This is a genomic window from Paeniglutamicibacter sulfureus, from assembly GCF_039535115.1.
In the GTDB taxonomy this organism is placed as follows: Bacteria; Actinomycetota; Actinomycetes; order Actinomycetales; family Micrococcaceae; genus Paeniglutamicibacter; species Paeniglutamicibacter sulfureus.
Genome location: NZ_BAAAWO010000001.1, coordinates 2,852,494 through 2,876,769, shown reverse-complemented (window position 1 = coordinate 2,876,769; position 24,276 = coordinate 2,852,494). Strand labels below are relative to the sequence as shown.

Sequence of the window (24,276 nt, the reverse complement as noted above, 5' to 3'; positions counted from 1 at the left end):
CGCCCCCGATAGGGTGGGGCTTGGCCCTGATGCCTGTGACAATCGTCCGCCCTGCCGGACTTCGGAACTCATTCAACTGCCGTACATCCTGCTCGCCACCATGGAAAGTGAAGCCAAACAATGACTACTACAAATAATGACGCCCTCCGGTCGGAAGAGAGCCTGTGGATGGTTCAGGTCGACTTCCCCACGGAGGGGCCCTTTGGAGATGAGATGGCCAAAGGCTATGCCGAGTTGGCCCACAGCATCGCACAGGAACCCGGCTTGATCTGGAAGTTGTGGACCGAGAACAGTGAGACGGGCGAGGCCGGGGGAGTCTACCTGTTCACCGCGGAGGAAGACGCCCGGGCGTACCTGAAGATGCACAGCGCCAGGCTGGCAGGATGGGGAATCACAGGTATCCGCGGGAAGGTCTTCCAAGTGAACCGTTCCCTGTCGCAGATCACCCGAGGACTTCCTTCGGCCTAATCGTCCGTTACGGCACTCCGCTGCCCGGCCTCGAGGCGAGGACCCTCGGCTGCCGGCACGGGCCACATGCGCCCGGGCCTGCGCGCGGTCCAGTAACTGGAAACGTGGATGTTGCGCTGCTCGATGTCCCAGTGCGAGGCCAGCTTGCGGATGTCGCGCACCGCGTCGCGCCCGCCCAGCGCCAGAACCTCGACGCGTCCATGCGGAGCCGGAATGTCCCGCAACGCGTCGGCCAACAGGTTGCTGACGGCCGCGGGTTCGCCGTTGCGGTGGAGCCAGGTGAGTTCCATGTGCAGGGGTAGGTCGAACTCCTGTTCGTCCTCCGGGCCCTCCACTTCGAGGAAGACCCGCCCCGATGCCGTGCGCGGCAGCATTTCCAGCGCCGCGGCGATGGCCGGGATCCCCGCGTCGTCTGCCGCGTAGAGGTGCTGCTCGGCCTTCGGATCGGGACGGAACTTGCCCTTGGACTTGGAGAGCACCAGCTGGTCGCCGGGCTGTGCTGCCGCGGCCCAGGCGGCGGCCGGACCGGCGGGCTCGTGGATGAAGAACTCGATGGCCAGTTCCCGGGCCACCGGGTCGTGGCGGCGGATCGTGTAGGAACGGGAGGCAGGAAAGTCCTCGCGCCGCAGCGTCTTGCGAAGCGAACGCATGTCGTAGGGCGCCAGCAGCCCGAGGGCGGGGTTCGCGAAGTACAGCTTGACGTACTGGTCGGCCGCGCCGTTGGACTCGAAGTCGTCGAAACCTTCCCCGCCGGCGACGATGCGCACCATGCTGCGGCTGGGCCTTTCCACACGCAGGACTTCCATCACGATCTGCGAACCGCTGATCCGCCGCCTGGGGACCGGCATGGGTTCATGGATCGGGCCCGGCGCGAGCGGCGACCCGGTGGATTGGTGCAGGTCCGTCGGAACGGCGATCCGGTGCCCGGCCTTCCGGATTGCCTTGGCGGCGGCCGCGTATGCGGCCTTGCCACCTGCCTTCTCCGCGTCCCGCAGCACCGATTCACGCAATGCCTTGGAGAGCTTGGTTCCGTCATGCCGGGAAGCCCGCTTCAACTTCTTCTTTGCGGCCTTTCGCCCGGCCCTGCGGCCGGCTTCCATGGCGACCTCGAGTATCTGAGCGTGCCCCGCGGCAAGGGGGTGGGGCACCTTTCCGGTATAGCGGCGCTTCTTGTGATGCGACATGGCTTGGCTCCTCCGGGCGGATGAGGGCGTGGGCGTCGCCCCTTTACGTCGAGTCTGACCTGAATATGGGCCGGACACAAGCAGGTGCCCAGCCCCGAAGGGACCGGGCGCCGCGGTGCCTCCCGTCAGGCGCCCAGCGTCCGGAACTTTGCCCGGCGCCGGGCCAGTCGCTCGTTCGCCGGGATCGCCCGGGCGTTGGCCAGCTCCAGCTCGATGGCCTGGCCCATCCGGGTGCAGAATTCCCGCGGTTCAAGGGATGCATCCGGCAATTCCTCGACCACGCGGTCCACCAGGCCGATGCGCGTAAGCGAGGCCACCTCGACGCCCTGTGCGGCGGCGACCTCCGGGGCATGCTCCGCGGTGCGGTGGATGATGGCGCTGGCTCCTTCCGGTGGCAGCGGGGAGAGCCACGAATGCTGGGCGGCAATGATCCGGTCCGCGGGCAGCAGCGCCAGTGCTCCGCCGCCGGTTCCCTGGCCCAGCAGCACCGACACGGACGGCGCTTTCAGGCCGATGAGCTCGTTGAGCGACCGCGCTATTTCCCCGGCGAGGCCGCCTTCCTCCGCCTCCTTGGACAGCGCCGCCCCGGCGGTGTCGATGATGGTCAGCAGCGGTAGCTGGAGTTCCTCGGCAAGCTGCATGCCGCGGCGGGCCTCCCGCAGCGAGGCGGGGCCCATCGCGGGGGTGTCTTTGTGCCGCGGGCGCTGGTGGCCCAGCACCACGCATGACTGTTGCCCGAACCTGGCCAAGGCCAGGATCAACCCCGGGTCCTTTTCTCCCTGGCCGGTGCCGTTCAACGGCAGCGCATCGACCGCCCCGGCGGCCAGCAGCATGCGCAGGTCCGGGCGCCGGGGGTTCCGGCTGATCAGGATGGATTCCCAGGCGCTCGCGTCGCTTGGGGTCCCGGCACGTACCTCCGGCACGATGGCCGGGTCCGGCCCCTGGGTGGGCGTGAGGATCCGCAGGGCGCGGTCGACGATCGCCGGCAGTTCCTCCGGCGTCACGACCGCGTCGATAAGCCCCTTGCGGTAGAGGTTCTCCGCCACCTGGACGCCGGGCGGGAACGCGGTGCCGTTGAGGGTCTCAAACACCCGAGGGCCCAGGAACCCGAGCAGCGCGCCGGGCTCGGCCACCGTCATGTGCCCCAGGGACCCCCAGGAGGCCATGACCCCGCCGGTGGTGGGGTGGCGCAGGTAGACCAGGTAGGGCAGCCCGCTTTCCTTGTGCCGGCGCACCGCATCGGTGATGGCGACCATCCCGAGGAAAGCCAGGGTTCCCTCCTGCATGCGGGTCCCGCCGGAGGCCGGGCCCGCCAGCAGCGGCAGCCCCTCGGCGGTGGCGCGTTCGATGGCCGAGGTGATGCGTTCGGTGGCGGCCTGCCCGATGGAGCCGGCGAGGAACCGGAATTCGGAGACGATGACCGCCACCCTGCGGCCCCGGATCAGGCCCTCGCCGGTGAGCACCGATTCATCGACGCCGCTCTTGGACTCGGCGGCGGCAAGGTCCGCGGCGTATTTTTCGCCGATGACCGGGCGCCGGACCGGGGCGTCCCAGGAGGTGAACGATCCCGCATCCAGGACGGTGTCGATCAGTTCGGTTGCCGTCATGCGCTTTGCCTTCAGTTCGGTTGCAGTCACGGCCGTGCCTCCGTTTCCTCGTCCAACCAGGTGCGGATGGAGGAGCCGTCGGCGTCCAGCACCGGGGGAGCGGTGTGTGCCGTCCGGGTGGTCTCTGCCTCGGTGGCCGGGTCGAAGAAGCGCAGGGGCGGGCCGGGCAGGGTGATTTTGCCCAGCACCGGGTGCTCAACATCCACCAGCAGGCCCTGCGCGGCGACCTGGTCCCATGCGTAGACCTCGTCCAGCGTGCGGACCTTGCCGGCGGGGATGCCGGCGGCATCCAGTTTCGCCAGCAGGTCCGCCGGCTCGTGGTGCGCGAAGGCCGCCTCGATCTCGGCCAGGAGAAGTGAGTGGTTCTTGACCCGGTCGGCATTGGTGGCGAATTCCGGCCGGGTACCCTCGAGCCCGAAGGCCGCGGCGAAGGCCAGCCACAGCTTCTGGCTGCCCACGCTGATCTGGACCTTGCCGTTGCGGCAGCCAAAGAGCCCGTAGGGGGCGATGGACGGGTGGTGGTTGCCCTGGGCTTGGGGCACCTGGCCGGCCACGGTGGACCGGGTGCCCTGGAAGGCATGGACGCCGACGATGGCGGCCAGAAGGGACGTGCGGACGACCTGCCCCTTCCCGGTCCTTTCGCGTTCCAGCAGGGCCGCGAGGGCACCGTAGGCCCCGTACATCCCCGAGAGCAGGTCGGCGATGGGAACCCCCACCCGCTGCGGGTCATCGGGCCCGGACCCGGTCAGGGACATCAGGCCCGCCTCGCCCTGCAGGATCTGGTCGTATCCGCTGCGGTGCGATTCGGGGCCGTCGTGCCCGAATCCGGTGATCGAGAGGATCACCAGCCGGGGGTTGAGCTCGTGCAGCGCCTCGACGCCGAATCCAAGGCGCTCCAGGACGCCGGTGCGGAAGTTCTCCATCAGCACGTCGGAGCGCTCGATGAGCCGGGAGAGCGTTTCCTTGCCCTCCTTGCTCTTGAGGTCCAGGGCGATGGACTCCTTGTTGCGGTTGCAGGACAGGAAGTAGGTGGCCTGCGGGTTGTCCTCGGGTCCCACGAATGGGGGACCCCAGCTTCGGGTGTCGTCCCCGGTCTCGGGCGACTCGACCTTGATGACGCGGGCACCGAGGTCCCCCATCATCATGCCCGCATGCGGGCCGGCCAGGGCGCGGGTCAGGTCCAGCACGGTGTAGCCGCCCAGCGGTCCGGCGGCGGTGGCGGGGATGGTTGGCAGCGTCTTGTACGCGGTGGTGCTCACGAAGACTCCTTTAACTGGTGGGGGGGGAGGGGAGAAGAAGCAGGTTAGAGCCAGCCGGGCACGACCAGGGTGAGCCAGGCCAGCAGCGGTCCGACGGCGACGACGATGCCGCCGTAGCCCAGGATCTGCTTGTAGAAGCGGTCCTTGTCGGTGCCCTCGGGGGCGTTGGCCAGCACGAGTGCGCCGTTGGTGGAGAACGGCGAAACATCCACGATGGTGGAGGCGATCGCCAGTGCGCAGACCACGCCCACGGCGCTGACGGAACCGGAATCGAGGAACGGGACCGCGAGGGGAATGAGTGCCGCGAGGATCGCGGTGGACGAGGCGAACGCCGAGACCACCGCGCCGATGTAGCAGATCATGAGCGCAGCAAGCAGCGGCATGCCCATGTTCGCGACGCCGTCCGAGACGTACTCGATGGTCCCCGCTTCCTCGAGGACCCCGACGAAGGTGAGCATTCCGCAGATCAGCAGCACGGTGGACCAGCTGATCTTGTTGACCGCTCCCTTTTGCGCCTTGGGATTCACCAGTGCCAGGATCACGGCGATGGTGATGGACACGAAGCCCACATCGACCTTGAAGCCCAGCGCAATGACAGCCAGGGCGATCAGGCCCAGGATCGTCATGACCTGCGGGAAGCGCTCGCCGGAGGACTTGGTCGCGGCGGCGCCGTCGCCGGCCGGGTCGCGGGGGCCGTAGGTTCCGCTGCCGGAACCCTTGAAGTCGACGTCGGCGGTGCGGGCACCGACCGAGACCTCCAGGCGGGCCTCCGCAACGCGCTCGGCCAGCTGCCCGGCGCGGGATCCGGCGAGCTTGCTTCCGCCCAAGACGATGAAGAGCACCAGGGCAATGACCAGGTTGAAGACGAAGCTGGAGAGGAAGAGTGCGGTGGGGCTGAAGGCAAAACCGGTTTCGGCGATGAGCCCGTTGACGATGACGCCGTAGACGGCAATGGGGGAGAACCCGCCGGCCTGTGCTCCGTGGACGATGAGCATGCCCATCATCAGCGGATTGATCTTGTACTTGGCGGCGAAGCTCAGGCCGATGGGTGCCATGATGGCCACCGCCGCGGGACCCAGGGCGCCCACCGAGGTGATGGCCGCGGTGATGATGAACATGACCCACGGAATCAGGGCGATCCGGTTGTCGACGAGTTTCACTGCCTTGTTGATCAGCAGGTCGATGGTCCCGTTGTTCTGGGCTATGGCGAAGAGATAGGTGACTCCCACCAGGGTGAGGAACAGACCCCCGGGGAAGCTGGCCAGGATGTCCTTGGAATCCATGCCCAAGAAGACCGCGCCCAACAGGAACGCGCCGACAAATGCGAGTGCCCCCATGTTGATGGGGAGCACCGTGGCAATCAAGAACATCACCGCCAGGACGATGATGGAAATAACGGCGGGGGACATATGCGATTCCTTTGTTCAGATCCAATGGTGTGAGTCGCGTCACGATGTCACTGGACTAGCCTCCTAGACAGTAGGTGTCTTTGTCAATGGGCGTCCGGTGTAGATTGGAGTTAACACTTGAACGCTGGGAGGTCTATCGTGGCTCGGGAAAAGCCTGCATCGCTGGGCAAGGTGGCGCGTCCGCGGCTCTACGAGCAGCTGATGAAACAGATCCTCGGCTACGTCGAATCCGAGCAGCTGGGCCCCGGCGACCACCTGCCGGCCGAGCGGGACCTCGCCGACCAGCTGGGAGTCTCGCGGGCGACGATCGCCCAGGCGCTGGTGGCACTCGAGGTCCTGGGCGTTATTGACGTGCAGCACGGGACCGGCGCGGTGTTGGTCTACCGGCCGAGCATCGCCACCGTCCTGCGCGACCTCCGGGAACACCAAAACAGGCTGCCCGAAATCGTGGAGGCGCGCAGCACCCTGGAGGTGAAGCTCGCGGCGCTGGCGGCGGAGCGGCGCACCGACGCCGACCTCGAGCGCATCGAGAAGGCCCTGGACGTCATGTCCGGCGAGATCGCCGGGGGCGGCCGCGGTGAGCGAGGCGACGAACTCTTCCACGAGGCGGTAACCGCCGCCGCGCACTCGCGCGTCCTGGCCCAGCTCATGACCTTCATTGCCGAAATGGTTCTCGAGACCAGGCTCGAGTCCCTGGGGCAGCCCGGCCGCCCGGAGCGTTCGCTTGAATCGCACCAGGTGATCGCGCGGGCCATCAGGAATGGCGACGCCGCGGCCGCGGCCGCGGCCATGCAGGCCCACATCGACCTGGTCTCCGACGTCGCGCTGCTGAAGTAACCTCCCCCGACGGCCCGCGGCGGCTGGTTAGTCCTGGCGCAGGACCTTGGTCATGGTTTGGATGAATGCCGCGGCCAATGCCGATTGACGGCGCCTCGGCATGGTGAGGATCTGTGCCCGGCGCTCGCCGAGCGCCGGGTGGTCAACCGGAATGAAACGTAGCCCGTCGGTGAGGCCCTCGCGCCGGGCAAAATGGCTCAGCAGCGTTGCCCCGACGCCGGATCGAGCGAATTCCATGGCCGGATTGATGTGGTCGGTGATCATCGCAATGCGGGGCGCCAGTCCCTCCATTTGGGCGGCAATGTCGAACAGCTCCCGCTGGCTGATGCCCTTGGCGGGAAGTGAGAGCGGGTATTGGCAAAGCTCGGCCAGCGAGACCTTGGCATGCGCGGCCAGGGGATGGTCGTCGGCAACCACCGCATAGGCGGGTGCCGGGCAGGAGAATTCCACGGTGACGTCGCGCTGCGGACCCAGGGCGAAGATCATGGCCACGTCTGCACTCCCATCGACGATGCGGCGCGTTGCCTCCGGCGACGGAAGCACCGTGAGCTGGATCGACACGTCCTGGTGTTCCCGGCAGAATGCTGCGATGGCCGACGGCACCCGATAGGCGGCCAGGCCCTCGGAGCTGACGATTTCAAGCGTCCGTTGCTTGCCCGAGGCCTGCTCGCGCAATTCGCCCAGCAGTTCCTCGGCCTCCGCCTCGCTGCGGCGTGTGTGGGCAAGCAGCAGCACCCCGGCATCTGTCAGCTGCATTCCGCGCGGGTGGCGGCGGAACAACGCGACCCCCGTGGAGTGCTCGAGCTGGGTGATTTGCCGGCTGATGGCCGAGGCCGAGACATGCTGCGCTTCGGCAGCATCGGTGATCGAGCCGGTGCGGGCCACTTCATGGAAGTAGACCAGGGACGTGGGCAGCATCTGCACGATTTAATTCTCATTTCATCCGGTTTGACTTGAAGTCAACGAGGTTGCGAAAAATGCTACTGGTGGATGCCCGTCGCTGCTCTTAGTGTGATTCACGATACAACAACCAAAAGGATGTGCGGGCATGAGCAATCGCAAGGAAATCTTGAAGAAGGCGGCGTCATTTGTCGATGGCGGCGGATTCTTCTCGGAGCTGGCGGCGTTGGTCGGGCATCGCACCGTCAGCACCAACTCGGCAAACCGCCTTGAACTGAATTCATACCTCACCGACAAGATCGCTCCCCGGCTCCAGCAGATGGGCTTCGATAACCGGATCCACGCGGAGTGGAACGGCGGGGCCAACAGCTTCCTGGTCGGCCGCCGGATCGAGAACCCGGATCTTCCGACCATGCTCTGCTACGGCCACGCCGACGTGGTCGACGGACACGAGGGCCAGTGGGACGAAGGCAGGGATCCCTTCACCCTCAGCGCCGAGGGCGAACGCTGGTACGGGCGCGGCTCGGCGGACAACAAAGGCCAGCACCTGGTCAATCTCAAGGCCCTGGAATTCCTGCTCGAGGCGCACGGGAGCCTCGGGTTCAACGTGGTGTTCCTCTTCGAGTCCGGAGAGGAAATCGGTTCCCCGGACTTGGCGGAGTTCGCCGAAGCCCACCGCGAGGAGCTTGCCGCCGACGTCTTCATCGCCTCGGACGGGCCCCGGCTATCGGCCGAGACCCCGACCATCTTCCTCGGCGCCCGCGGTGGGGTCACGTTTGAACTCACCGCCGACTTGCGCGAGGAGAGCTACCACTCCGGGAACTGGGGAGGGCTGATCCGCAATCCCGCCACCACCCTGGCCGCCGCCATTGGCGTGCTGGTTGACGGGCACGGCAGGATCAGGCTCCCCGCATTGCTTCCTTCCACCCTGCCCGCCGCGGTCCGCAGCGCACTGGAAGGCATCCAGGTTGCGACAGGCGCCGACGACCCGAGCGTGGATGCGGGCTGGGGGGACCCGGAATTGACCCCGGCCGAACGCGTCTACGGGTGGAACACCCTCGAGGTGTTGGCCATGGGCGCGGCGGATCCGTACCATCCCGTCAATGCCATCCCCGGCGACGCGCGTGCCATTCTGCAGCTGCGTTTCGTCGTGGGCACCGACGTGACGGGCCTCGAGAGCCAGGTGCAGCGCGCGCTCGACGGGCACGGCTTCCCGATGGTCAGGGCGAAGGTGCTGACCAGCTTTCCGGCAAGCAGAATCGAACCTGATGACCCTTGGGTTTCCTGGGCTGCCGAATCCCTGCGCGAAAGCACCGGCCTGCCAACGACCATCCTGCCCAACATCGGCGGTTCGCTGCCCAACGCCGTCTTCGAATCGATCCTGGGCCTGCCAACCCTCTGGATCCCGCATTCGTACCCCGGATGCCTCCAACACGCCCCGAACGAACACATGCTCGAACCGATCGCCCGCCAGGGACTGCAACTCATGTGCGGCCTCTTCCACGACCTGGGGGTCCGCGGCAACAGCCCGTTCGCGCCCAGAGTCCTGTCCACCCACGCCTGACACCGCCTCCCGAGGGGAACTCCCATGAACCGCAGTCAGAACCAGATCGCCGCAACCCCGCAAGCACCGGGCGTCCCGGCGCCCCGCAAGCAATCCATGGCCCGCGGCATCGCCGCCGCCACCATCGGCAATGCCCTCGAGTGGTACGACATGTCGATCTATGCCCTTTTGGCGATCTACATCGGCCACAACTTCTTCCCCTCGGACAACCCCGCCGTCGAGGTAATCCAGGCCTTCGCGGTCTTCGGGGTCTCCTACCTGATCCGGCCGCTGGGCGGATTGATCCTTGGCTCATACGCCGACCGGAACGGCATGAAGAAGGGCCTGATGCTCACCATCCGGTTGATGGTGCTCGGGACGGCGGTGATCGCCTTCATGCCCGGCTACGACGCCATCGGGATCCTGGCCCCGATCGGCCTGATCCTTGGTCGTCTCATCCAGGGCTTCTCGGCCGGCGGCGAGTTCGGGGCAGCCACCTCGTACCTCATTGCGCAAGGCGAGGGGCGGCGCGGGTTCCTGGGCAGCTTCCAATTCGCCAGCCAGGGCTTGGGCGCCCTCATGGCCGCCATCACCGTAGTCATCCTGACCTCGGTGTTCAGCGAGGCCGAGATGAACGCTTGGGCCTGGCGGATTCCCTTCGTCATCGGGCTGCTGGTGGGACCGGCCGGCTGGATGATTCGCCGCTACGTGGACGAGGCACCGCTGGCCGCGGTGGCGCCGGAGGAAAAGCACACCCCGGTGCGCGATGTCTTCGTCTCGCAAAAGGCAGGCGTCCTCATGGCCGGCGGCGCCCTGGCGATCTCCACCGCACTGAACTTCGTCATCCAGTACATGCCGACCTTCGGCATCAAGCAGCTGGGGATCAGCCCGTCGATTTCCTTCACCTCGCTGATCCTCACCGGCGTCATCCTGACCTTCCTCACCCCGCTGGTCGGTCACCTTTCGGACAGGTTCGGGCGGATCCGGATCATGGTTCCGGCGGCCATCGCAATTGCCGTGCTGACCATCCCGCTGTTCATGTGGCTCATTGCCGGCCGGACCTTCCTGGTGCTGGCACTGGTCATGATCGTTCTTGGGTTGATGAAGTCCGTCTACTTCGGCGCCCTGCCCTCGGTCATGGCGGATGTCTTCCCGGCCAAAACCCGCGCGACGGGGCTGTCCTTCAGCTACAACGCGGCGGTGGCGGTGTTCGGTGGGTTCACGCCCATGATCTGCGCCTACCTGATCGAGGTCACCGGCCAGCCGATGGCACCGAGCTACTACCTGGCGGTGCTCGCCGGTGTCAGCATCGTCGCGCTGGCCTCCGCCGTGAAGTTCCGCGCGGTGCGCTAGCCGGACCTGGCTTCGCAACCGACGGCAGGGCCCACATGTGGGGCCCTGCCTTGGCGTATGTCGGTACGGTCAGCCGTTGCCCAGCCGCTGCAGCACCAGGGCCAGTGCAGGCCAGGCGCTGCGTCCCCGGCGCGTCCGGGCGAAGGCGCGCAGCTGCAGGTCCGGGTGGTGCAGCGGCAGGATGGCGATGCCTTCGCGTTGCGGCCGGTCGGCCGGAAGGAGGCCCACGCCCAGGCCGGCGAGGATCAGGTCCTCGACCAGGTCCAGGCTGTCGGATTGGTGGCGCAAGGCCGGCTCGAAGCCCGCCATCGAGGAGATGAGCCGGAGCACGGTTTCATCGGCAATGTTGCGGGAGTTTCCGATCCAGTCGCGCTCTCGGAAGGCGGAGAAGACCGCCGCGGCGTCAGGCATCAGGCCACCGGCCGTGAACCGTTGCGCCTCGGCGGTCGGCACGCCCAGCCCCCACGCGGTGCTCCACAGCGGCAGAGTTTCGATGTCCGCACCCACCTCGTCCGGGGCGAGGTTGTAGTCGTAGGTCAGGGCCAGGTCGAGGTCGTCCGCGGCCAGCAGCTTCAGCGACTCCGCCGGCTCGTGCTCGAGCACCACGATGCGCACCCGGGGATGGCGTTCGGCCAGTTCCTCGATCACCGGCATCAGCGTCCTGCGGATCGCGGTGGCGAATCCGGCCACGCGCAGCGTTCCGGAGGGTTCGGCCCCCGAATCCAGGTCGAGGCGGGCGGCGTCGACGGCAGCGAGGATGGTTTGCGCGTGCTCGGCCAGTCGGCGTCCGGCCGGGGTGAGGCGTACCCCGCGTCCGTCGGGCTCCAGCAGCCGGGCCCCGGTCTCCCGCGACAGCTGTGCGATCTGCTGGGAGACGGTCGAGGTGGTGGTGCCCAGGATGTCCGCCACCGCGCGCATCGATCCCATGCGGGAGAGCTCGTACAGGTATTGCAGGCGCCGGGTTTCCATGACAACCATTGTGCAGTAATAACGAACGATATGTTGATGATTCTCGCGTGGACATGGACAACCCGTCTCGGATCTACTTGAATCCATGAGTTCCACACCCGCACCCGCCGCCACGTCCGCCTCCGTCGGTTCCCTGATGGCGTTTGCCGCGATGGGCTGTGTCCAGCTGGGCCTTGCCGCGTCGATCGGGCTCGCCGGATCCCTGGGGTCCGAGGGCGTTGCCTGGTTGCGCCTGGCCTGGGCCGCCGTCATCCTGGTGGCCATTGCCCGCCCGTGGCGCATGCGGTTCACCCGGGCCACGCTGGGGGTCTGCGCCCTGTTGGGCCTGGCCACCGCGGGCATGACGCTGGCGTTCATGAAGGCGGTGGAAACCATTCCGCTGGGTACCGCGAGCGCCCTGGAATTCATGGGCCCGCTGGCCGTGGCCATCGTCCAGGGTCGGGGTGCCGGGCGCTGGTGGGCGCTGGTCGCGGCGGCCGGCGTGCTCGGGCTGACCGAACCGTGGCACGGTGCGGCAGATCTGGCCGGGGTGCTTTTCGCCCTGGCCGGCGCCGGCTGCTGGGCCCTCTACGTCCTGCTTACCCAGCGTGCGGGGGACGCCGTCGACGGGATCGGTGCCCTGGCCATTTCGATGCCCGTCGCGGCGCTGGCCGCCACGTTGGTGGTGGGGCCGGAGGTGATCGGGCGGATGGACGTGCAGGTGCTGGCCATCGGGCTGGCCCTTGCGCTGCTGCTGCCGGTCATCCCGTTCAGCCTCGAGCTGTTGGCCCTGCGCCGCCTGACCACCGCGGCATTCGGCACGCTGATGTGCCTGGAGCCGGCCATCGCCATGGTCGTCGGGTTTATCTTCCTGCAGCAGGTCCCGCGCCCGGCCGCGATCGCGGGCATCGTGCTGGTGATTGTTGCCGGGATCGGTGCCACGCGCACCGGGCGCCGCGACCCCGCGAAGCTCTCCCCGACCGCGCAGGATCCGGCCGCTACCGCGGCCGCCGCTGCGCAATCCATCCGGTAGCCGGCGGCCGGCCGGCAAAAGACCGCAATAGCGCAGCGCGGCATCCGGAAAGCGCAACGACGATCGCGCCGAGGCTCCGGCGGGACCCCAAGCGGCCCCGCCGGGCATTCACCAGCGGGGGTGGACCGCCTCGCGGAAGTAGCGGTCATAGATGGAGCGGACGCTTTCGTCGAACTCCGGGGTGATTGCGGCCCCGACGGCGGCATTGGCCCGGGCCTGCTCCACGGTGCGGGCACCGGGAATGACCGCGGTGACGCCGTCCTGGGCACTCACCCACGCGATGGCCGCCTGTGCTGTGCCTACGCCCTGCGGCACCAGCTGCTGGAACTCGGCCACGGCCTGGAGACCCAGCTCGAAATCCACGCCGGAGAAGGTTTCCCCGACGTCGAAGGCGGCGCCGGTGCGGTTGTAGTTGCGGTGGTCGTCTTCGGCGAACCTGGTTTCGCTGGTGTACTTCCCCGAGAGCAGGCCGGAAGCGAGGGGAACCCGGGCGATGATGCCCACTCCCGCGGCCTTCGCGGCGGGGAGCACCTCGTCCAGCGGCTTGAGCCGGAAGGCGTTCAGGATGATCTGGACGGATGCGGTGCCGTCGTGGCGCAGGGCCTCGAGGGCTTCATCGGTCCGTTCGACGCTGACGCCGTAGTTCTTGATGGCGCCCTCGGAGACGAGGGTGTCCAACGCGTCATACACCTCTGCGCGGCTGTAGACGGCGGTGGGCGGGCAATGCAGTTGGACCAGGTCCAGGGCTTCGGTCCGCAGGTTGCGGCGGGATCGGTCCACCCATTGGCGGAAGTTGGCCAGGTTGTAGTTCTCCGGCCGTTGTTCCAGCCGGCGGCCCATTTTCGTGGCCACCGTGATGCCGGTGCCGGGGTTCTCCGCGAGGAACGCCCCGATGGCCTGCTCGCTGCGGCCGTCCCCGTAGACGTCGGCCGTGTCGAAGAAGGTGACGCCGGCCTCGGCGGAAGCCGCGAGGATGGTCCGCGCTTGCCCCGGGTCGACGTTGCCCCAGTCGGCCCCGAGCTGCCAGGTGCCCAGTCCGATGACTGAAACGTTCCGTCCGGTCTTGCCCAATACGCGCTGTTCCATACCCCGACTATAAATTGCGAGGCCGACGCGGGGTCAATTCCGGTTCATGCGAGGTAAGGAAGTAAGGGGAACGCCATGCCGCCCGGCAACCTGCCCGACGGCCAGCCGGATGCCGGTGGCGTGCCGACAGGCCGCAACATCGCCGCGGCCAAGGTTCGAGCCGCCGGTGGCTTGGCTGCGTTCAGGCTTTGACCGGTGAGAGGCCGGCCGCGTCGGTGCCGTGGAGCGCAGCGGTGAGCAGCTCCGTCAGGTTTTCCCCGGTGACGGTCCTCGGGTTGATGGCAGGAACCTGCGGCAGGATGAGTGACACCGCCTCCGGGATGTCCGCCGCGTCGAATCCGTAGTTCTTCAGCGCCCGCGGTGCGTCCAGCCGCTTCCGCAGCGCGTTGAGCCCCTCAAGTGCCGTGGGGCTGCCAAAGGCCGCGGCAATGCGGGACTCGGCTTCGGGCGCGTGCGGCGCATTGAACGCCAACACGTAGGGCAGCACCGTGGCGTGGGTCTGGGCATGTGGCATGTTCCAGGTGCCTCCCAGCACGTGGCAGATCTTGTGGTGCAGGCCCGAACCCGCCGAGGCGAAGGCCACCGCCGACAGGTAGGCGCCATAGAGCGCCTGCTCACGGCCCTCGATTCCCGCCGGGTCGTCGGTGATGGCCGGCAGGCCGGTGGCCAGGGCGCGGATTCCCTCGGCGGCGAGTGCCGCATTGATCGGGTCGGCACGCGGCCCCCACAGCGAATCGATGCAGTGCGCCATGGCGTTCAGCCCCGAGGCGACCGAGAGCCCCGAGGGCAGCGAGAGACTGAGCTGCGCATCGTAGATGACGGTGGCAGGGAGCACCCGCGCGTCGACACCGGTCTTTTTGCGGCCGTCCTCGGTCAGGCCCCAGACGTTGGTTGCCTCGGAGCCCGCATAGGTGGTGGGGATGGCGATGACGGGCAATCCGGTGTCCAGGGCGACGGCCTTGGCCAGTCCCACGGCCGACCCGCCGCCGAGGCACACGAGCAGGTCGACGCGGTGCTCCCGGGCGGCGGCGCGGGCACGTGCCGCGCTTTCGATGGGCACGTGCTGCACGATGTCGGAATAGTGCAGGACAACCGGGAGCCGGGCGGAAAGGCCGGCGGCCGTGTTGGCGTCGCGCCGCCCGGCAATCATCATGACCCGCGTGGCCCCAAATGCAGCCACCTCCGCGGCGAGGTGTTCGGCGGCCTTGCCGGTGCCGAAGAGCACGCGTTGGGGCAGGGTGTCGTGGCTGAAGAGCAATCCCATGGGGGTATTCCTTGGTTTGGGATCCCGTGCGGGGGACCGGTGGCGCTGACTGAAACGCTACCCGATACGCATGTGGTCCCTGGCCCCGGAAGATCTTCATTCCGGGACCAAGGACCACATGGATGGGGGATGGGGCTAAATGCCCGAGTCGTTCAGCTTGGCCAGCAGGTCGGTGAAGCGGCGGACCTCGCCCGGTTCCCACTCCGCGAGCCGGTCGTGCAAGACCCGGCGGGCATTGGCCAGCGTCGCGTCGAAGCGCGCCCGGGCCAGATCCGTCATGGCGACCAGCAGGGCGCGGCCGTCGTTCGGGTCAATGCTCCGCTCTACCAGGCCCAGGGCCTCGAGCTGCTTGATGGTCCGGCTCATCATGGCTTTGTCCACCTCCGTCTCCTCGGCCAGGGCCCCCTGCTGCCGGGCTCCGGAGCGGGAGAGGATCGTGAGGACCCTGAACCCCAGCGGGTGCAGTTCGGGATGAATGGCCGCGGCCCTGGAGCGGATGCTGTTGCGGGCGTTGACGAACATCGTCGCGAATTGGTGCTCGACCTCGTCGATCAGGGACGACATCACGGCGTCATCTGTGCCCGCGCGTTCCGTGACGGCGAGGGGATCGGCCAGAGCGTCCATGTCAGTGGCGGGCCGAGGTGTCTTCGTCCGCGAGTCGCGGGGTCGCCGCGATGGCGGCCTCGCTGACCTCGGCCAGGTTCCGCTCCGCGGCCTCGGCTTCCTCGCGCTGGTGCCGGGTCTGGCTGCCCAGCTCCAGGTTGGGCATGAAGGCCACCGCGAGGATGGTCAGGATGCTCAACGGGGCCGCCACCATGAAGACGTGGGCCACGGCGTCGCCGTAGGAGGACTCGATGATGGTGCGGACCGATTCGGGCAGGGAGTGGACGGCGGGGATGTTCCCGGAGGCCAGCGATTCTGCCAGGTCCTTGCCCTTCTCACCCAGGGCAGCGATCGCGGCGCCCAGTTCGGCGCTTTTGGAACCCATCAGGTCCGCGACCTTGGTGGCCATCAGGGCCCCGAGGACCGAGACGCCGATGGTGCCGCCCAGAGAGCGGAAGAAGGCGATGCCGGAGGACGCCACGCCGATCTCGGCCGGGGTGACGGCGTTCTGCACGATCAGCACCAGGTTCTGCATGACCATGCCCAGGCCCGCGCCGAGGAGGAACATGTAGGCGGAAACCAGCACGAAGTTGGTGTCGTAGTGGATGGTGCCCAGCAGGTAGAGGCCCGCCAGCTGCAGCACCGAGCCGACGACCATGATGGCCTTCCACTTGCCGTGCTTGGAGATCATCGCCCCGGCGATGGTGGAGATGATGAGCAACCCGGCCATCATCGGGATGGTCATCAGCCCGGATTGGGTGGCGTTGGCGCCGCGGGCCAGCTGCATGTACTGGGCCAGGAACACCGAGGTGCCGAACATCGACACGCCCACGGAGATCGAGGCGATGACCGAAAGGGTGAAGGTGCGGTTCTTGAACATCGTCAACGGGATGATCGGCTCGGAGGCCTTGAACTCGACGATCACGAAGGCGGCCAGGGAGGCAACGGCGCCGCCGACCATCCATGCGGTGGTCGCCGAGGCCCACTCGAAGTCCTTGCCGGCCAGGGAAACCCAGATCAGCAGCGACGAGACGCCGGCGGAAAGCAGGACGATGCCCGCGTAGTCGATGGAGACCTTGCGCTTGGCCTGGGCCGGAAGGTGAAGCGTCTTCTGGATCAAGATGATCGCGACTGCAGCGAAGGGCAGGGCGATGAAGAAGTTCCAGCGCCAGTTGATGGCGTCGGTGATGAAGCCGCCGATCAGCGGGCCGCCCACGGTGCCCAGCGCCATGACGGCGCCGAAGAGCCCCATGTACTTGCCGCGTTCGCGCGGGGAGATGATGTCGGCCATGACGATCTGGGTCAGCGCGGTCAGCCCGCCGGCGCCCAGGCCCTGGAACACGCGCATGGTGATGAGCATGTTGGTGTCCTGCGAGAAGCCGGCGATGGCCGAGGCGACCACGAACACCAGCAGGGAGAGCTGCAGCAGCAGCTTGCGGTTGGCCAGGTCGGCCAGCTTGCCCCAGATCGGGGTCGAGATCGTGGTGGCCAGCAGGGTCGCGGTGACGACCCAGGTGTAGGAGGTCTGGTCGCCGGCCAGGTCGGAGACGATGACCGGAAGGGAGGTGGAGACCACGGTTCCGGCGAGGATTGAGACGAACATGCCCATGAGCAGTCCGGTCAGTGATTGCATGACCTGGCGGTGGGTCATGCCCGATTCGGACTTCTCCGGTTCCGCCTTCGTGGGGGTGGGTGTCTGGGACAAAACGGGGCTCCAAAAACAGCAGGAATATGGTTGATTGATATCAACCATATGAAATTGGTTGCTAAAGCGCAACCAATTTCATTGTGATGTGGAGCTCCCCTCGAAGCGCCCGGCGGGCTCGTCGAGACGCGCGAGGGGCCGGGACATGGCATGTCCCGGCCCCTCGAACCCGCTGTCGCGGGGCTCTGTTTAGTTCCCGAACGCCGGGGGAGCGACGTCGTGCGGCTCCTTGGGTTCGGGCTCCGGCACCCGGTCCTTGGGCTCTGCCGGAACGGTGACGATGATGGCGGCAATGGCGATGACCACCATCAACACGTTGAACAGCAGGCCGATGGCCCCTCCGAAGCGCAACGCCACGTTGTCTTGCCGGCCGATGAACAGGCCCCAGGACTGGATCAGTTCCGGGTTGACCGCCTGCCCGGCGACGTACAGGGCCGCGGAAATCGCGACGCCGATCGCGTTGCCCAGCGAGGAGGCCATCTTGTAGATGCCCGAGGCCGCGCCCACCTGGTTGTCCGGGACGCTGGAGAGCGCCGCGTCGGTGGACGGGGTGGCGTAGAATCCCAGCCCGACTCCGAAGAGCGTGAAGCCGATAACGGAGAGCACGATGTACTGGTCGATGTACAGGAACGTCATCGAGCACAGCAGGATGCCCACGCCGGTGATCATCGAGCCCCAGAGCATCGGTTTTTTCGGCCCGAAGCGCTGCAGCAGTTTCTCGCCCACCCGGATGGTGGACAGGATGGCGATGAGGTAGCCAAGCGTGAGCAGGCCCGATTGCAGGGAGCTCATGCCCGCGGCGATCTGCACCAAGCCCAGGGAGACGATCAGCGTGCCGGCCGCGCCGTTGAGCAGGAAGTTGGAGAGCGTGGCGCCGGTGAAGGTGCCGTTGGCGAACAGCTTCAGGTTCACGAAGGCACCCGCGCGATGCGTCTCGATGTACAGGAAGACCAGTCCCGAGACCGCGGCGAGGGCGATCAGTCCCAGTCCGCGCAGGCTTAGCCAGCCCAGTGCCGGGCCCTGTGAGATGTAGACGTTGATCGAGACCAGCAGCACGATGAACGCGACCAGTCCGCCCCAGTCAAAACCGCGCTTGGCGGCGGCCGGGTCGCTTTCGGCCTTCGACTCCGGGGTGCCGCGCAGCAGCACCAGCGCCAGGATCGAGAGCACCACGGAGATCCAGAAGATCGAGCGCCAGCCCAGTGCGCTGGTGGCCATCAGCCCGCCGAAGAGCGAGCAGAAGCCGGACCCGCCCCAGGAGCCGATCGACCAGAAGGACAGGGCACGCTGCCGTGCCTTGCCCTCGTAGAAGGTCTTCACCAACGCCATCGAGGAGGGCATGATGCAGGCCGCGGATAGCCCCTGGACCACCCGGCCACCCAACAACATGGTGCTGGTCAGCCCGCCGAGGTTCTCCGGGGTCAGGGCGATCAGCAGCGATCCGGCGATGGAGAGCCAGATGCCGGCGTAAAGGACCTTGACCCGGCCCAGTCGGTCCGCCAGGCCGCCGGCCACCACGATGAAGATGCCGGAGAACAGCGAGGTGACGGACACCGCCAGGTTCGCCAGGGTCTCCTCGACGCCGAGTTGGCCGCGGATGCCGGGGATGACATTGAGCAGGGTCTGGGCGAAGAGCCAGAAGTTGATGACCGCCAGGACGATGCCCAGCAGCCACTTGTCGGTGGGCTTCCAGGCGGTGGTTGTCGGGGAGTGGGTCTCAGCGCCCATGGTGTTCCACGTTCCTTCGATCAGTTGGACTTGCCAAGGTACGCCAGGGCGGCGAGGACCATGGTGCGGGTTGCGGTTTCCAGGGTCGGGTCGATGGCGGGGGCGAAGAAGGGGGAGTGGTTCGCCGGGATGTCGGAGGACACCGTCCCGTTGGCCACCGCCTTGCGGTAGTCGTCGGCCGGGACGCAGCCGACCATCCAGTAGCTGTAGGGGATGCCGAAGGCGCCGGGGATGGCGCCGAAATCCTCGGATGCCGTCGCGGGGGTGGCCTGGTAGACCTGTCCCGCAGGGAAATGCTCGGTGAAGGCCGTTGTCACACGCGCGTTCACCTCTGCGTCGTTGTCGGTGAGCGGGAACTGGTCGTAGTACTCGAAGTCAGGCTCCCGGGGCGAGCCGGCGGCGGCGCATTCGCCGCGCACGATCCGCTCGATGGAGGCCATGACGTGCTTGCGCAGCGCGAGGTCGTAGGTGCGGATGTTCAGCCGAAGCTCGGCCGTGGCCGGGATGATGTTGGCCGCGGTCCCGGCGTTGGAGGACCCGACGGTCACCACGGCGAACTGTCCGGGCATGGTTTCCCGCGACACGATGGTCTGCAGCTTCAGCACGATCGAGGCCGCAAGCACCACGGGGTCCACGGAGTTGTGCGGCATCGAACCGTGGGCACCGCGGCCGTGAACCGTGATTTTCAGGCTGTCCCCGGCGGAGAGGATCGGCCCGGCGGCGGTGCCGACGAGTCCGGCCTCCACTGGCATGACGTGTTGGGCCAGCGCGACGTCCGGACGCGGCAGCTTGTCCACCAGCCCGTCGGCGACCATCGCCCTGGCCCCGGCGGCGGTTTCCTCGGCGGGCTGGAAGAGCGCGATGTGGGTGCCGGACCAGGCCTCCCGGTTCTCCGCGAGCACCTTCGCGGCGCCCAGGAGGGTGGCCATGTGCATGTCGTGGCCGCAGGCGTGCATGACGCCCTCGACCGTGGAGGCATAGTCCAGTCCGGTGTCCTCGGTGACCGGAAGCGCGTCGATGTCGGCGCGGGCCAGGACCACGGACCCTTCGCCGTTGGCCAGCACCCCGACCACGCCCGTTCCGCCGATGCGCTGCACGTCGTAGCCCAGGGCCGCGAGCTCCGTCTCGAGGCGTGCGGCCGTCTGGTGCTCCTGGAGGCCGAGCTCGGGGTTGCGGTGGAAGTGCTTGTAGAGCTCCCGCTGCCACTCAAGTTGGCCGTCCAGGGAGTCAAGAAGTGAGGGGTCAACCACGGGGATCGCCTTTCCGTTCTGGCCGCGCACAGGCACTGCGGGTTGCCATGGCCTGGTTGCGGATCCGGTTATTCAACGTATCCCCGCAGGTCAGCGCTTGTCCATGTCGTGACGCAATATTCATTTAGTGTTCCCCGCAGGAGACCCCGTCCCCGGAATGGCGAGGTGCGTCCGTGCCAGACTGAAGTAGCAGTTGGCGGACCCAATGATCTATGAGCGTTCGCCGTTTCCCCGGATTCGGTAGTCCTGTGCGGCGTAGACGCCCAGGATCTTGATTTCGGATGTGAAAAACTCAAGCTCCTCCAATGCAGTCTTCAGGGGCCCGTCCTCCGGGTGTCCTTGAAGATCCACCAAGAACATGGTGGCCGCAAATTCCGCGCCCACCATGTAGCTTTCAATGCGCGTCATGTTGACTCCACAGGTGGCAAATCCACCGAGGGCCTTGAAGAGCGCCGACGGGACATTTCGAACCCGGAAAACCAGCGTCGTGATGACATTTTCGGGCAATTCGTTGCGCGCGGGCAGTGGTTTTTCCCTGGCAAGGACCACAAATCGCGTGGTGTTGGTGGGGTCGTCCTCCACTCCGGAGGCAAGCACGTCAAGACCATACATTTCAGCGGCGCGCGGTGGTGCGAGGGAAACCTTGGACGGGTCGTTCCAGGAACTTACCTCCCGCGCCGAACCGGCGGTGTCTCCGGCGATGACGGGAGTCAACTTGAGCGACTGGATTATTCCACGGCATTGCCCCAGCGCGTGGATGTGACTGTGCACTTCCCTTGCATCCTCGAGTTTGCTGCCCCGGATTCCGAGCAGGTCGAAGCGTATACCCAGAAAGTATTCCCCAACGATCTGGAGGTTGGAAGCCGGCAGAAGGCTATGGATATCCGCAACGCGACCCGCTATCGAATTTTCGATGGGGATCATCGCCAGCTCCGCCGAACCGTCGGCCACGACGGCAAAAACCTCCTCAAAGCTGGAGCAGGCCAGGGGCTCGAAATCCGGGTACATCTCCTGGCCGGCAACGCTCGAATTGGATCCGGGTTCCCCCTGATAGGCAATTTTATGATTCACGCTTGAGAAATATCCTTAGGTCTTCAGGCTTATAAGGAGCCGACGAATGTCTATACGACGAAACTTGGTGGTCAACAGGTCTGCAAACAAAATAGCACCGGAAACGAGTTTCAGATGATCATCACCGCACCCACGGAGTCCCTCCACCTCAGCCCGCAATGGGAGCGACCGGACCTGCACGGTGTCAGGCAGCTGGCCCAGTTCCCTGTCGTCCTGATCGGCGATGCCCAGGGCGCATGGGCGTCATGCACTCGGCCCTGCGCTCGGTGACCCTCGGACTGAAAATGGCCGGCACGGTTCTTCCGATCAACACCCGCGAAGGGGACAACCTCGCCATTCATCGGGCCCTCGATGACGCAAGCGAAGGCGACGTCCTGGTCATCAACGCAAACAGTGACACCGGCAGGGCGTGCTTCGGCGACATTCTGGGCGAGATCAGCATCAACAGGGGTATTGCAGGAGTCGTGATTGACGGAGCGACCCGTGACATCGATGAATTGCTGGCCATGGGGCTTCCGGTCTTCGCGCGCGGGATCAGCCCCGCGGGCCCCTTTAAATACGGACCGGGAACCATCGGCGCTCCGGTGGCCTGCGGCAATGTTGTTTGCCACCCGGGGGACGCAATCCTGGGGGACAACGACGGCATCGTGGTGGTGCCGCAGGGGCGCATTGCCGCGGCACTGGAGCGAACCGCAGCGCAAGCGAATAGCGAAGACTACATGCGGGCACTGATTCCGTCGCGCGCCTAAATCCGGGTAAGCGTCCGGCCTTGTCCGATGGCGCAGCCGACGCGGCCTCTGCGCTGATGGAGCCCGAAAAATCCACCGATGTTCCCAACCGCGCAGGTGACACCAAGGGCTCGGTCCCAACGGACGGGGCCCTTGCTGTCAGGGGCGGCAGTTGCCGTGTTCCCGCGGCACGATCACGGCATCGCGGGCAGGATCGCCAAGCGCACTGGCGATTTGGTAAAAACAGTCCCGTGACCTTGTTGCCCGCGGCTCGGGCGCACCCATTGGGCGGGCGCGGAGACCTCGCCTGTCTGAATCGGCTCCATGGACGGGCCTCCGCGGACTCGCCTGACCATCGTCGGAAGGCCGCCCCGATCCCGCCCGGGAACTAGCTGCGCGGGCTGTGGTTTCAGAAGGCGCCGCGCCTGAATCTGCGCCTTGACGGGCACGTTTGTGGCGCCCCCGGTGCCGGGTGAGAGTAGATCCCGACGGGGCGGCCGGGCGGCGCCTTGACAGCACTTTGTGAGGAGTGACATAGTTCAACGCATGAACCTGTCAGACAGCCGGACGGCCGGACCGCAGCCCATCGTCCGGGTCAGCGCGGCCGAGGCCGTATTCACTGCCATCCGCGATGCCATCGAGTCCGGGGAGCTGCCCGTGGGGCACAAACTGAGCTCCGAATCGGTGCTCGCCGGAAAGTTTGCGGTCAGCCGTTCGGTCGTTCGCGAGGCCCTGCGCTCCTGCGCCGCCCTTGGCCTCACCGAGACACACACCGGCAAGGGAACCTTCGTCATCGCGGGCAAGGCCAGCGACGACCTGGTGCTGGGCAAGTTCTCCGCGCGCAGCCTCATGGAAGCGCGCCCGCACATCGAGATCCCCGCGGCCGAACTCGCCGCCACCCGCGCCACCCCCGACCAGCTCGAGGAGCTGCGCGGCATCATCGAAGCCATGGAGGACGAGGACGACGCCCAGCGGTGGGTGGCCCTCGATGCCAGCTTCCATGCCACGATCGCCGCGGCCAGCGGCAACGGGGTCTTTGAACGGGTCGTGGGCGACATCCGCGAGGCCATGGTCAACCAGTCCGAGACCATCAACCTCATCACCGGACGCCAGCACCCTTCGCACGCCGAACACCGCGAGATCCTCGCCGCCATCGAGGCGCGCGACGGCGCCGCGGCGGGCAAGGCCATGGCCGGGCACCTAGCCGCGGTCGACGAAGCGCTGACCAAGATCCTCGGAGCAGAAACCGCATGAGCACTTCCACCTTCCCGGCCCACGCCCCGCTGGCCGTGCAGACCCGCGGCGAACTGGTGGAAAGCGTCCACTTCGGCTCGCTCGTGGCCCTGGGCGCCGATGGCAGGACCGTGCTCACCCGCGGCGAACCGACGGCTCCTAACTATCCGCGCTCGGCCCTGAAGCCGCTGATGGCAGTTGCCATGGTGCGCGCCGGACTACGGCTCTCCGCCGAGCAGCTGGCACTGGCTTCCGCCAGCCATTCGGGCTCCGTCGATCACCGCGACCTGGCCGCGAAGATCCTCGCCGACGCCGGGCTGGAACCCGGCGCGCTGCGCAACTCCACCGACCTGCCCTACGGGGTGGCCGAACAGCGGGCCTGGCTCCGCGAAGGCAACGGTCCCACCCAATTGGCGCAGAACTGCTCGGGCAAGCACGCCGCGATGCTCGCCACCTGCCTGCTCAACGGCTGGGACACCGAGACCTACCTGCACCACGACCACCCGCTGCCCACCCTGATCCGCGAGGTCGTTGCCGAACTCACCGGCGAACCCATCACCGTGGTGAGCGCCGACGGCTGCGGCACCGAGGTCTTCGCGCTCTCCCTTTCTTCCATGGCCAGGGCCTTCGGCAAGCTCGTCACCGCACCCGCTGGCACGGCGGAGTACGAGGTCGCTGCCGCCATGCGCGCTCACCCCGTGATGGTGGCCGGGCTGGGGCGCGACGTCACCGCGCTGATGGAGGCCTTCCCCGGAGTGCTTGCCAAGGACGGGTTCGAGGGCATCCAGCTCATCGCCCTGCCCGATGGCTCCGCCGTGGCGCTGAAGATCTCCGACGGAGGCGACCGGGCCCGGATGCCCGCCGCCGTCCCCGCCCTGCTGGCCCTGGGATTGGATCCGGCCAAGCTGGCCGCATTCGACCACCTCCCCGTGCTCGGCGGCGGAAGCCCCGTCGGCACGCTGGCCGGTCTGCCCTTCCCCTAGCAACCTCCCTGCCTCGCTCCACCGCACTCCCGCCCGCGCTGGCGCGCGCCCAAAAACTTCCACCCCTTGCATTTCCGCCTCACC

The 24,276-nt window shown here is 67.1% G+C and carries 21 protein-coding genes; 8 read left to right on the top strand and 13 right to left on the bottom strand.

Annotated elements, in window-relative coordinates:
* Window positions 1-120 precede the first annotated feature (120 nt).
* The gene (locus ABD687_RS13105) at window positions 121-468 is read left to right on the top strand and encodes a monooxygenase (protein ID WP_302263722.1); all 348 of its coding nucleotides are present in this window, start codon (window positions 121-123) and stop codon (window positions 466-468) included.
* On the opposite strand, the gene ABD687_RS13100 is transcribed toward ABD687_RS13105, so the two are convergent.
* The 4 genes from ABD687_RS13100 to ABD687_RS13085 all read right to left on the bottom strand — a co-directional run bounded on the left by ABD687_RS13100 (window position 465) and on the right by ABD687_RS13085 (window position 5,927).
* A complete protein-coding gene (locus tag ABD687_RS13100) occupies window positions 465-1,652 on the bottom strand; it encodes a siderophore-interacting protein (RefSeq protein ID WP_310290533.1) in 1,188 nt (395 codons plus the stop codon). The two genes, ABD687_RS13105 and ABD687_RS13100, sit on opposite strands and share 4 nt — an antisense overlap.
* Window positions 1,653-1,777: 125 nt before the next feature.
* Window positions 1,778-3,259 carry a carboxyl transferase domain-containing protein gene (locus ABD687_RS13095; protein ID WP_310293421.1) on the bottom strand — a complete coding sequence of 494 codons (1,482 nt, stop codon included), beginning with the start codon at window positions 3,257-3,259 and terminating at the stop codon, window positions 1,778-1,780.
* Between the two features lie 26 nt (window positions 3,260-3,285).
* The gene (locus ABD687_RS13090; protein ID WP_310290537.1) at window positions 3,286-4,518 is read right to left on the bottom strand and encodes a CaiB/BaiF CoA transferase family protein; all 1,233 of its coding nucleotides are present in this window, start codon (window positions 4,516-4,518) and stop codon (window positions 3,286-3,288) included.
* Between the two features lie 44 nt (window positions 4,519-4,562).
* Entirely contained in the window at window positions 4,563-5,927 is a 1,365-nt protein-coding gene (locus ABD687_RS13085) for an SLC13 family permease (protein WP_310290540.1), read from the bottom strand.
* 135 nt (window positions 5,928-6,062) lie between these two features.
* On the opposite strand from ABD687_RS13085, the gene ABD687_RS13080 reads away from it, so the two are divergent.
* Complete coding sequence (locus tag ABD687_RS13080; RefSeq protein WP_377700283.1) at window positions 6,063-6,764, top strand: FadR/GntR family transcriptional regulator; 702 nt, start codon at window positions 6,063-6,065, stop codon at window positions 6,762-6,764.
* Window positions 6,765-6,791: 27 nt separating this feature from the next.
* Here ABD687_RS13080 and ABD687_RS13075 read toward each other — a convergent pair whose 3' ends face one another.
* On the bottom strand, window positions 6,792-7,682 hold the full coding sequence (locus ABD687_RS13075) for a LysR family transcriptional regulator (RefSeq protein ID WP_310293423.1): 891 nt from the start codon (window positions 7,680-7,682) through the stop codon (window positions 6,792-6,794).
* A 130-nt stretch (window positions 7,683-7,812) separates the two neighbouring features.
* On the opposite strand from ABD687_RS13075, the gene ABD687_RS13070 reads away from it, so the two are divergent.
* Window positions 7,813-9,228, top strand: coding sequence for a M20 family metallopeptidase (locus tag ABD687_RS13070; RefSeq protein WP_310290543.1), 1,416 nt, complete (start codon window positions 7,813-7,815; stop codon window positions 9,226-9,228).
* 24 nt (window positions 9,229-9,252) lie between these two features.
* Window positions 9,253-10,560 carry an MFS transporter gene (locus ABD687_RS13065; RefSeq protein ID WP_310290545.1) on the top strand — a complete coding sequence of 436 codons (1,308 nt, stop codon included), beginning with the start codon at window positions 9,253-9,255 and terminating at the stop codon, window positions 10,558-10,560.
* Between the two features lie 69 nt (window positions 10,561-10,629).
* Here the strand turns inward: ABD687_RS13065 and ABD687_RS13060 are convergent, their stop codons facing one another.
* Window positions 10,630-11,529 (bottom strand): LysR family transcriptional regulator, encoded by a 900-nt coding sequence (locus tag ABD687_RS13060; RefSeq protein ID WP_264271607.1) that lies wholly within the window; start codon window positions 11,527-11,529, stop codon window positions 10,630-10,632.
* A gap of 85 nt (window positions 11,530-11,614) precedes the next feature.
* Here ABD687_RS13060 and ABD687_RS13055 point away from each other — a divergent pair, with 85 nt between their 5' ends.
* Window positions 11,615-12,541, top strand: coding sequence for an EamA family transporter (locus tag ABD687_RS13055; protein WP_264271608.1), 927 nt, complete (start codon window positions 11,615-11,617; stop codon window positions 12,539-12,541).
* Between the two features lie 108 nt (window positions 12,542-12,649).
* On the opposite strand, the gene ABD687_RS13050 is transcribed toward ABD687_RS13055, so the two are convergent.
* The 7 genes from ABD687_RS13050 to ABD687_RS13020 form a co-directional block, all read right to left on the bottom strand.
* Entirely contained in the window at window positions 12,650-13,627 is a 978-nt protein-coding gene (locus ABD687_RS13050) for an aldo/keto reductase (protein ID WP_264271609.1), read from the bottom strand.
* 181 nt (window positions 13,628-13,808) lie between these two features.
* Window positions 13,809-14,891, bottom strand: a complete 1,083-nt coding sequence (locus tag ABD687_RS13045; protein ID WP_310290550.1) for a maleylacetate reductase — start codon at window positions 14,889-14,891, stop codon at window positions 13,809-13,811.
* Between the two features lie 135 nt (window positions 14,892-15,026).
* Complete coding sequence (locus ABD687_RS13040; protein WP_302263732.1) at window positions 15,027-15,515, bottom strand: MarR family winged helix-turn-helix transcriptional regulator; 489 nt, start codon at window positions 15,513-15,515, stop codon at window positions 15,027-15,029.
* 1 nt (window position 15,516) lies between these two features.
* Window positions 15,517-17,145, bottom strand: coding sequence for an MDR family MFS transporter (locus tag ABD687_RS13035; RefSeq protein ID WP_310293425.1), 1,629 nt, complete (start codon window positions 17,143-17,145; stop codon window positions 15,517-15,519).
* A 243-nt stretch (window positions 17,146-17,388) separates the two neighbouring features.
* Window positions 17,389-18,927 (bottom strand): MFS transporter, encoded by a 1,539-nt coding sequence (locus tag ABD687_RS13030; protein WP_302263740.1) that lies wholly within the window; start codon window positions 18,925-18,927, stop codon window positions 17,389-17,391.
* 20 nt (window positions 18,928-18,947) lie between these two features.
* On the bottom strand, window positions 18,948-20,183 hold the full coding sequence (locus ABD687_RS13025) for an amidohydrolase (protein WP_310293427.1): 1,236 nt from the start codon (window positions 20,181-20,183) through the stop codon (window positions 18,948-18,950).
* A 204-nt stretch (window positions 20,184-20,387) separates the two neighbouring features.
* Complete coding sequence (locus tag ABD687_RS13020) at window positions 20,388-21,248, bottom strand: prephenate dehydratase (RefSeq protein WP_310290556.1); 861 nt, start codon at window positions 21,246-21,248, stop codon at window positions 20,388-20,390.
* A 236-nt stretch (window positions 21,249-21,484) separates the two neighbouring features.
* Between ABD687_RS13020 and ABD687_RS13015 the strand changes: the two genes are divergently transcribed.
* The 3 genes from ABD687_RS13015 to ABD687_RS13005 all read left to right on the top strand — a co-directional run bounded on the left by ABD687_RS13015 (window position 21,485) and on the right by ABD687_RS13005 (window position 24,192).
* Window positions 21,485-21,997: an RraA family protein gene (locus ABD687_RS13015; RefSeq protein ID WP_310290559.1), complete on the top strand. Its 513-nt coding sequence runs from the start codon at window positions 21,485-21,487 to the stop codon at window positions 21,995-21,997.
* Between the two features lie 525 nt (window positions 21,998-22,522).
* Window positions 22,523-23,230 (top strand): FadR/GntR family transcriptional regulator, encoded by a 708-nt coding sequence (locus ABD687_RS13010; RefSeq protein ID WP_310290561.1) that lies wholly within the window; start codon window positions 22,523-22,525, stop codon window positions 23,228-23,230.
* Window positions 23,227-24,192, top strand: a complete 966-nt coding sequence (locus ABD687_RS13005) for an asparaginase (protein WP_310290565.1) — start codon at window positions 23,227-23,229, stop codon at window positions 24,190-24,192. Before ABD687_RS13010 ends, ABD687_RS13005 begins: the two co-directional genes overlap by 4 nt.
* Window positions 24,193-24,276 lie beyond the last annotated feature (84 nt).

Bases quoted from the DNA above. Each gene is read 5' to 3' on its own strand.
- ABD687_RS13105 (WP_302263722.1), top strand. From the start codon at position 121: ATGACTACTACAAATAATGACGCCCTCCGGTCGGAAGAGAGCCTGTGG.
- ABD687_RS13100 (WP_310290533.1), bottom strand. From the start codon at position 1,652: ATGTCGCATCACAAGAAGCGCCGCTATACCGGAAAGGTGCCCCACCCC.
- ABD687_RS13095 (WP_310293421.1), bottom strand. From the start codon at position 3,259: ATGACGGCAACCGAACTGATCGACACCGTCCTGGATGCGGGATCGTTC.
- ABD687_RS13085 (WP_310290540.1), bottom strand. From the start codon at position 5,927: ATGTCCCCCGCCGTTATTTCCATCATCGTCCTGGCGGTGATGTTCTTG.
- ABD687_RS13075 (WP_310293423.1), bottom strand. From the start codon at position 7,682: ATGCTGCCCACGTCCCTGGTCTACTTCCATGAAGTGGCCCGCACCGGC.
- ABD687_RS13070 (WP_310290543.1), top strand. From the start codon at position 7,813: ATGAGCAATCGCAAGGAAATCTTGAAGAAGGCGGCGTCATTTGTCGAT.
- ABD687_RS13065 (WP_310290545.1), top strand. From the start codon at position 9,253: ATGAACCGCAGTCAGAACCAGATCGCCGCAACCCCGCAAGCACCGGGC.
- ABD687_RS13060 (WP_264271607.1), bottom strand. From the start codon at position 11,529: ATGGAAACCCGGCGCCTGCAATACCTGTACGAGCTCTCCCGCATGGGA.
- ABD687_RS13055 (WP_264271608.1), top strand. From the start codon at position 11,615: ATGAGTTCCACACCCGCACCCGCCGCCACGTCCGCCTCCGTCGGTTCC.
- ABD687_RS13050 (WP_264271609.1), bottom strand. From the start codon at position 13,627: ATGGAACAGCGCGTATTGGGCAAGACCGGACGGAACGTTTCAGTCATC.
- ABD687_RS13045 (WP_310290550.1), bottom strand. From the start codon at position 14,891: ATGGGATTGCTCTTCAGCCACGACACCCTGCCCCAACGCGTGCTCTTC.
- ABD687_RS13040 (WP_302263732.1), bottom strand. From the start codon at position 15,515: ATGGACGCTCTGGCCGATCCCCTCGCCGTCACGGAACGCGCGGGCACA.
- ABD687_RS13035 (WP_310293425.1), bottom strand. From the start codon at position 17,145: ATGACCCACCGCCAGGTCATGCAATCACTGACCGGACTGCTCATGGGC.
- ABD687_RS13030 (WP_302263740.1), bottom strand. From the start codon at position 18,927: ATGGGCGCTGAGACCCACTCCCCGACAACCACCGCCTGGAAGCCCACC.
- ABD687_RS13015 (WP_310290559.1), top strand. From the start codon at position 21,485: ATGGGCGTCATGCACTCGGCCCTGCGCTCGGTGACCCTCGGACTGAAA.
- ABD687_RS13010 (WP_310290561.1), top strand. From the start codon at position 22,523: ATGAACCTGTCAGACAGCCGGACGGCCGGACCGCAGCCCATCGTCCGG.
- ABD687_RS13005 (WP_310290565.1), top strand. From the start codon at position 23,227: ATGAGCACTTCCACCTTCCCGGCCCACGCCCCGCTGGCCGTGCAGACC.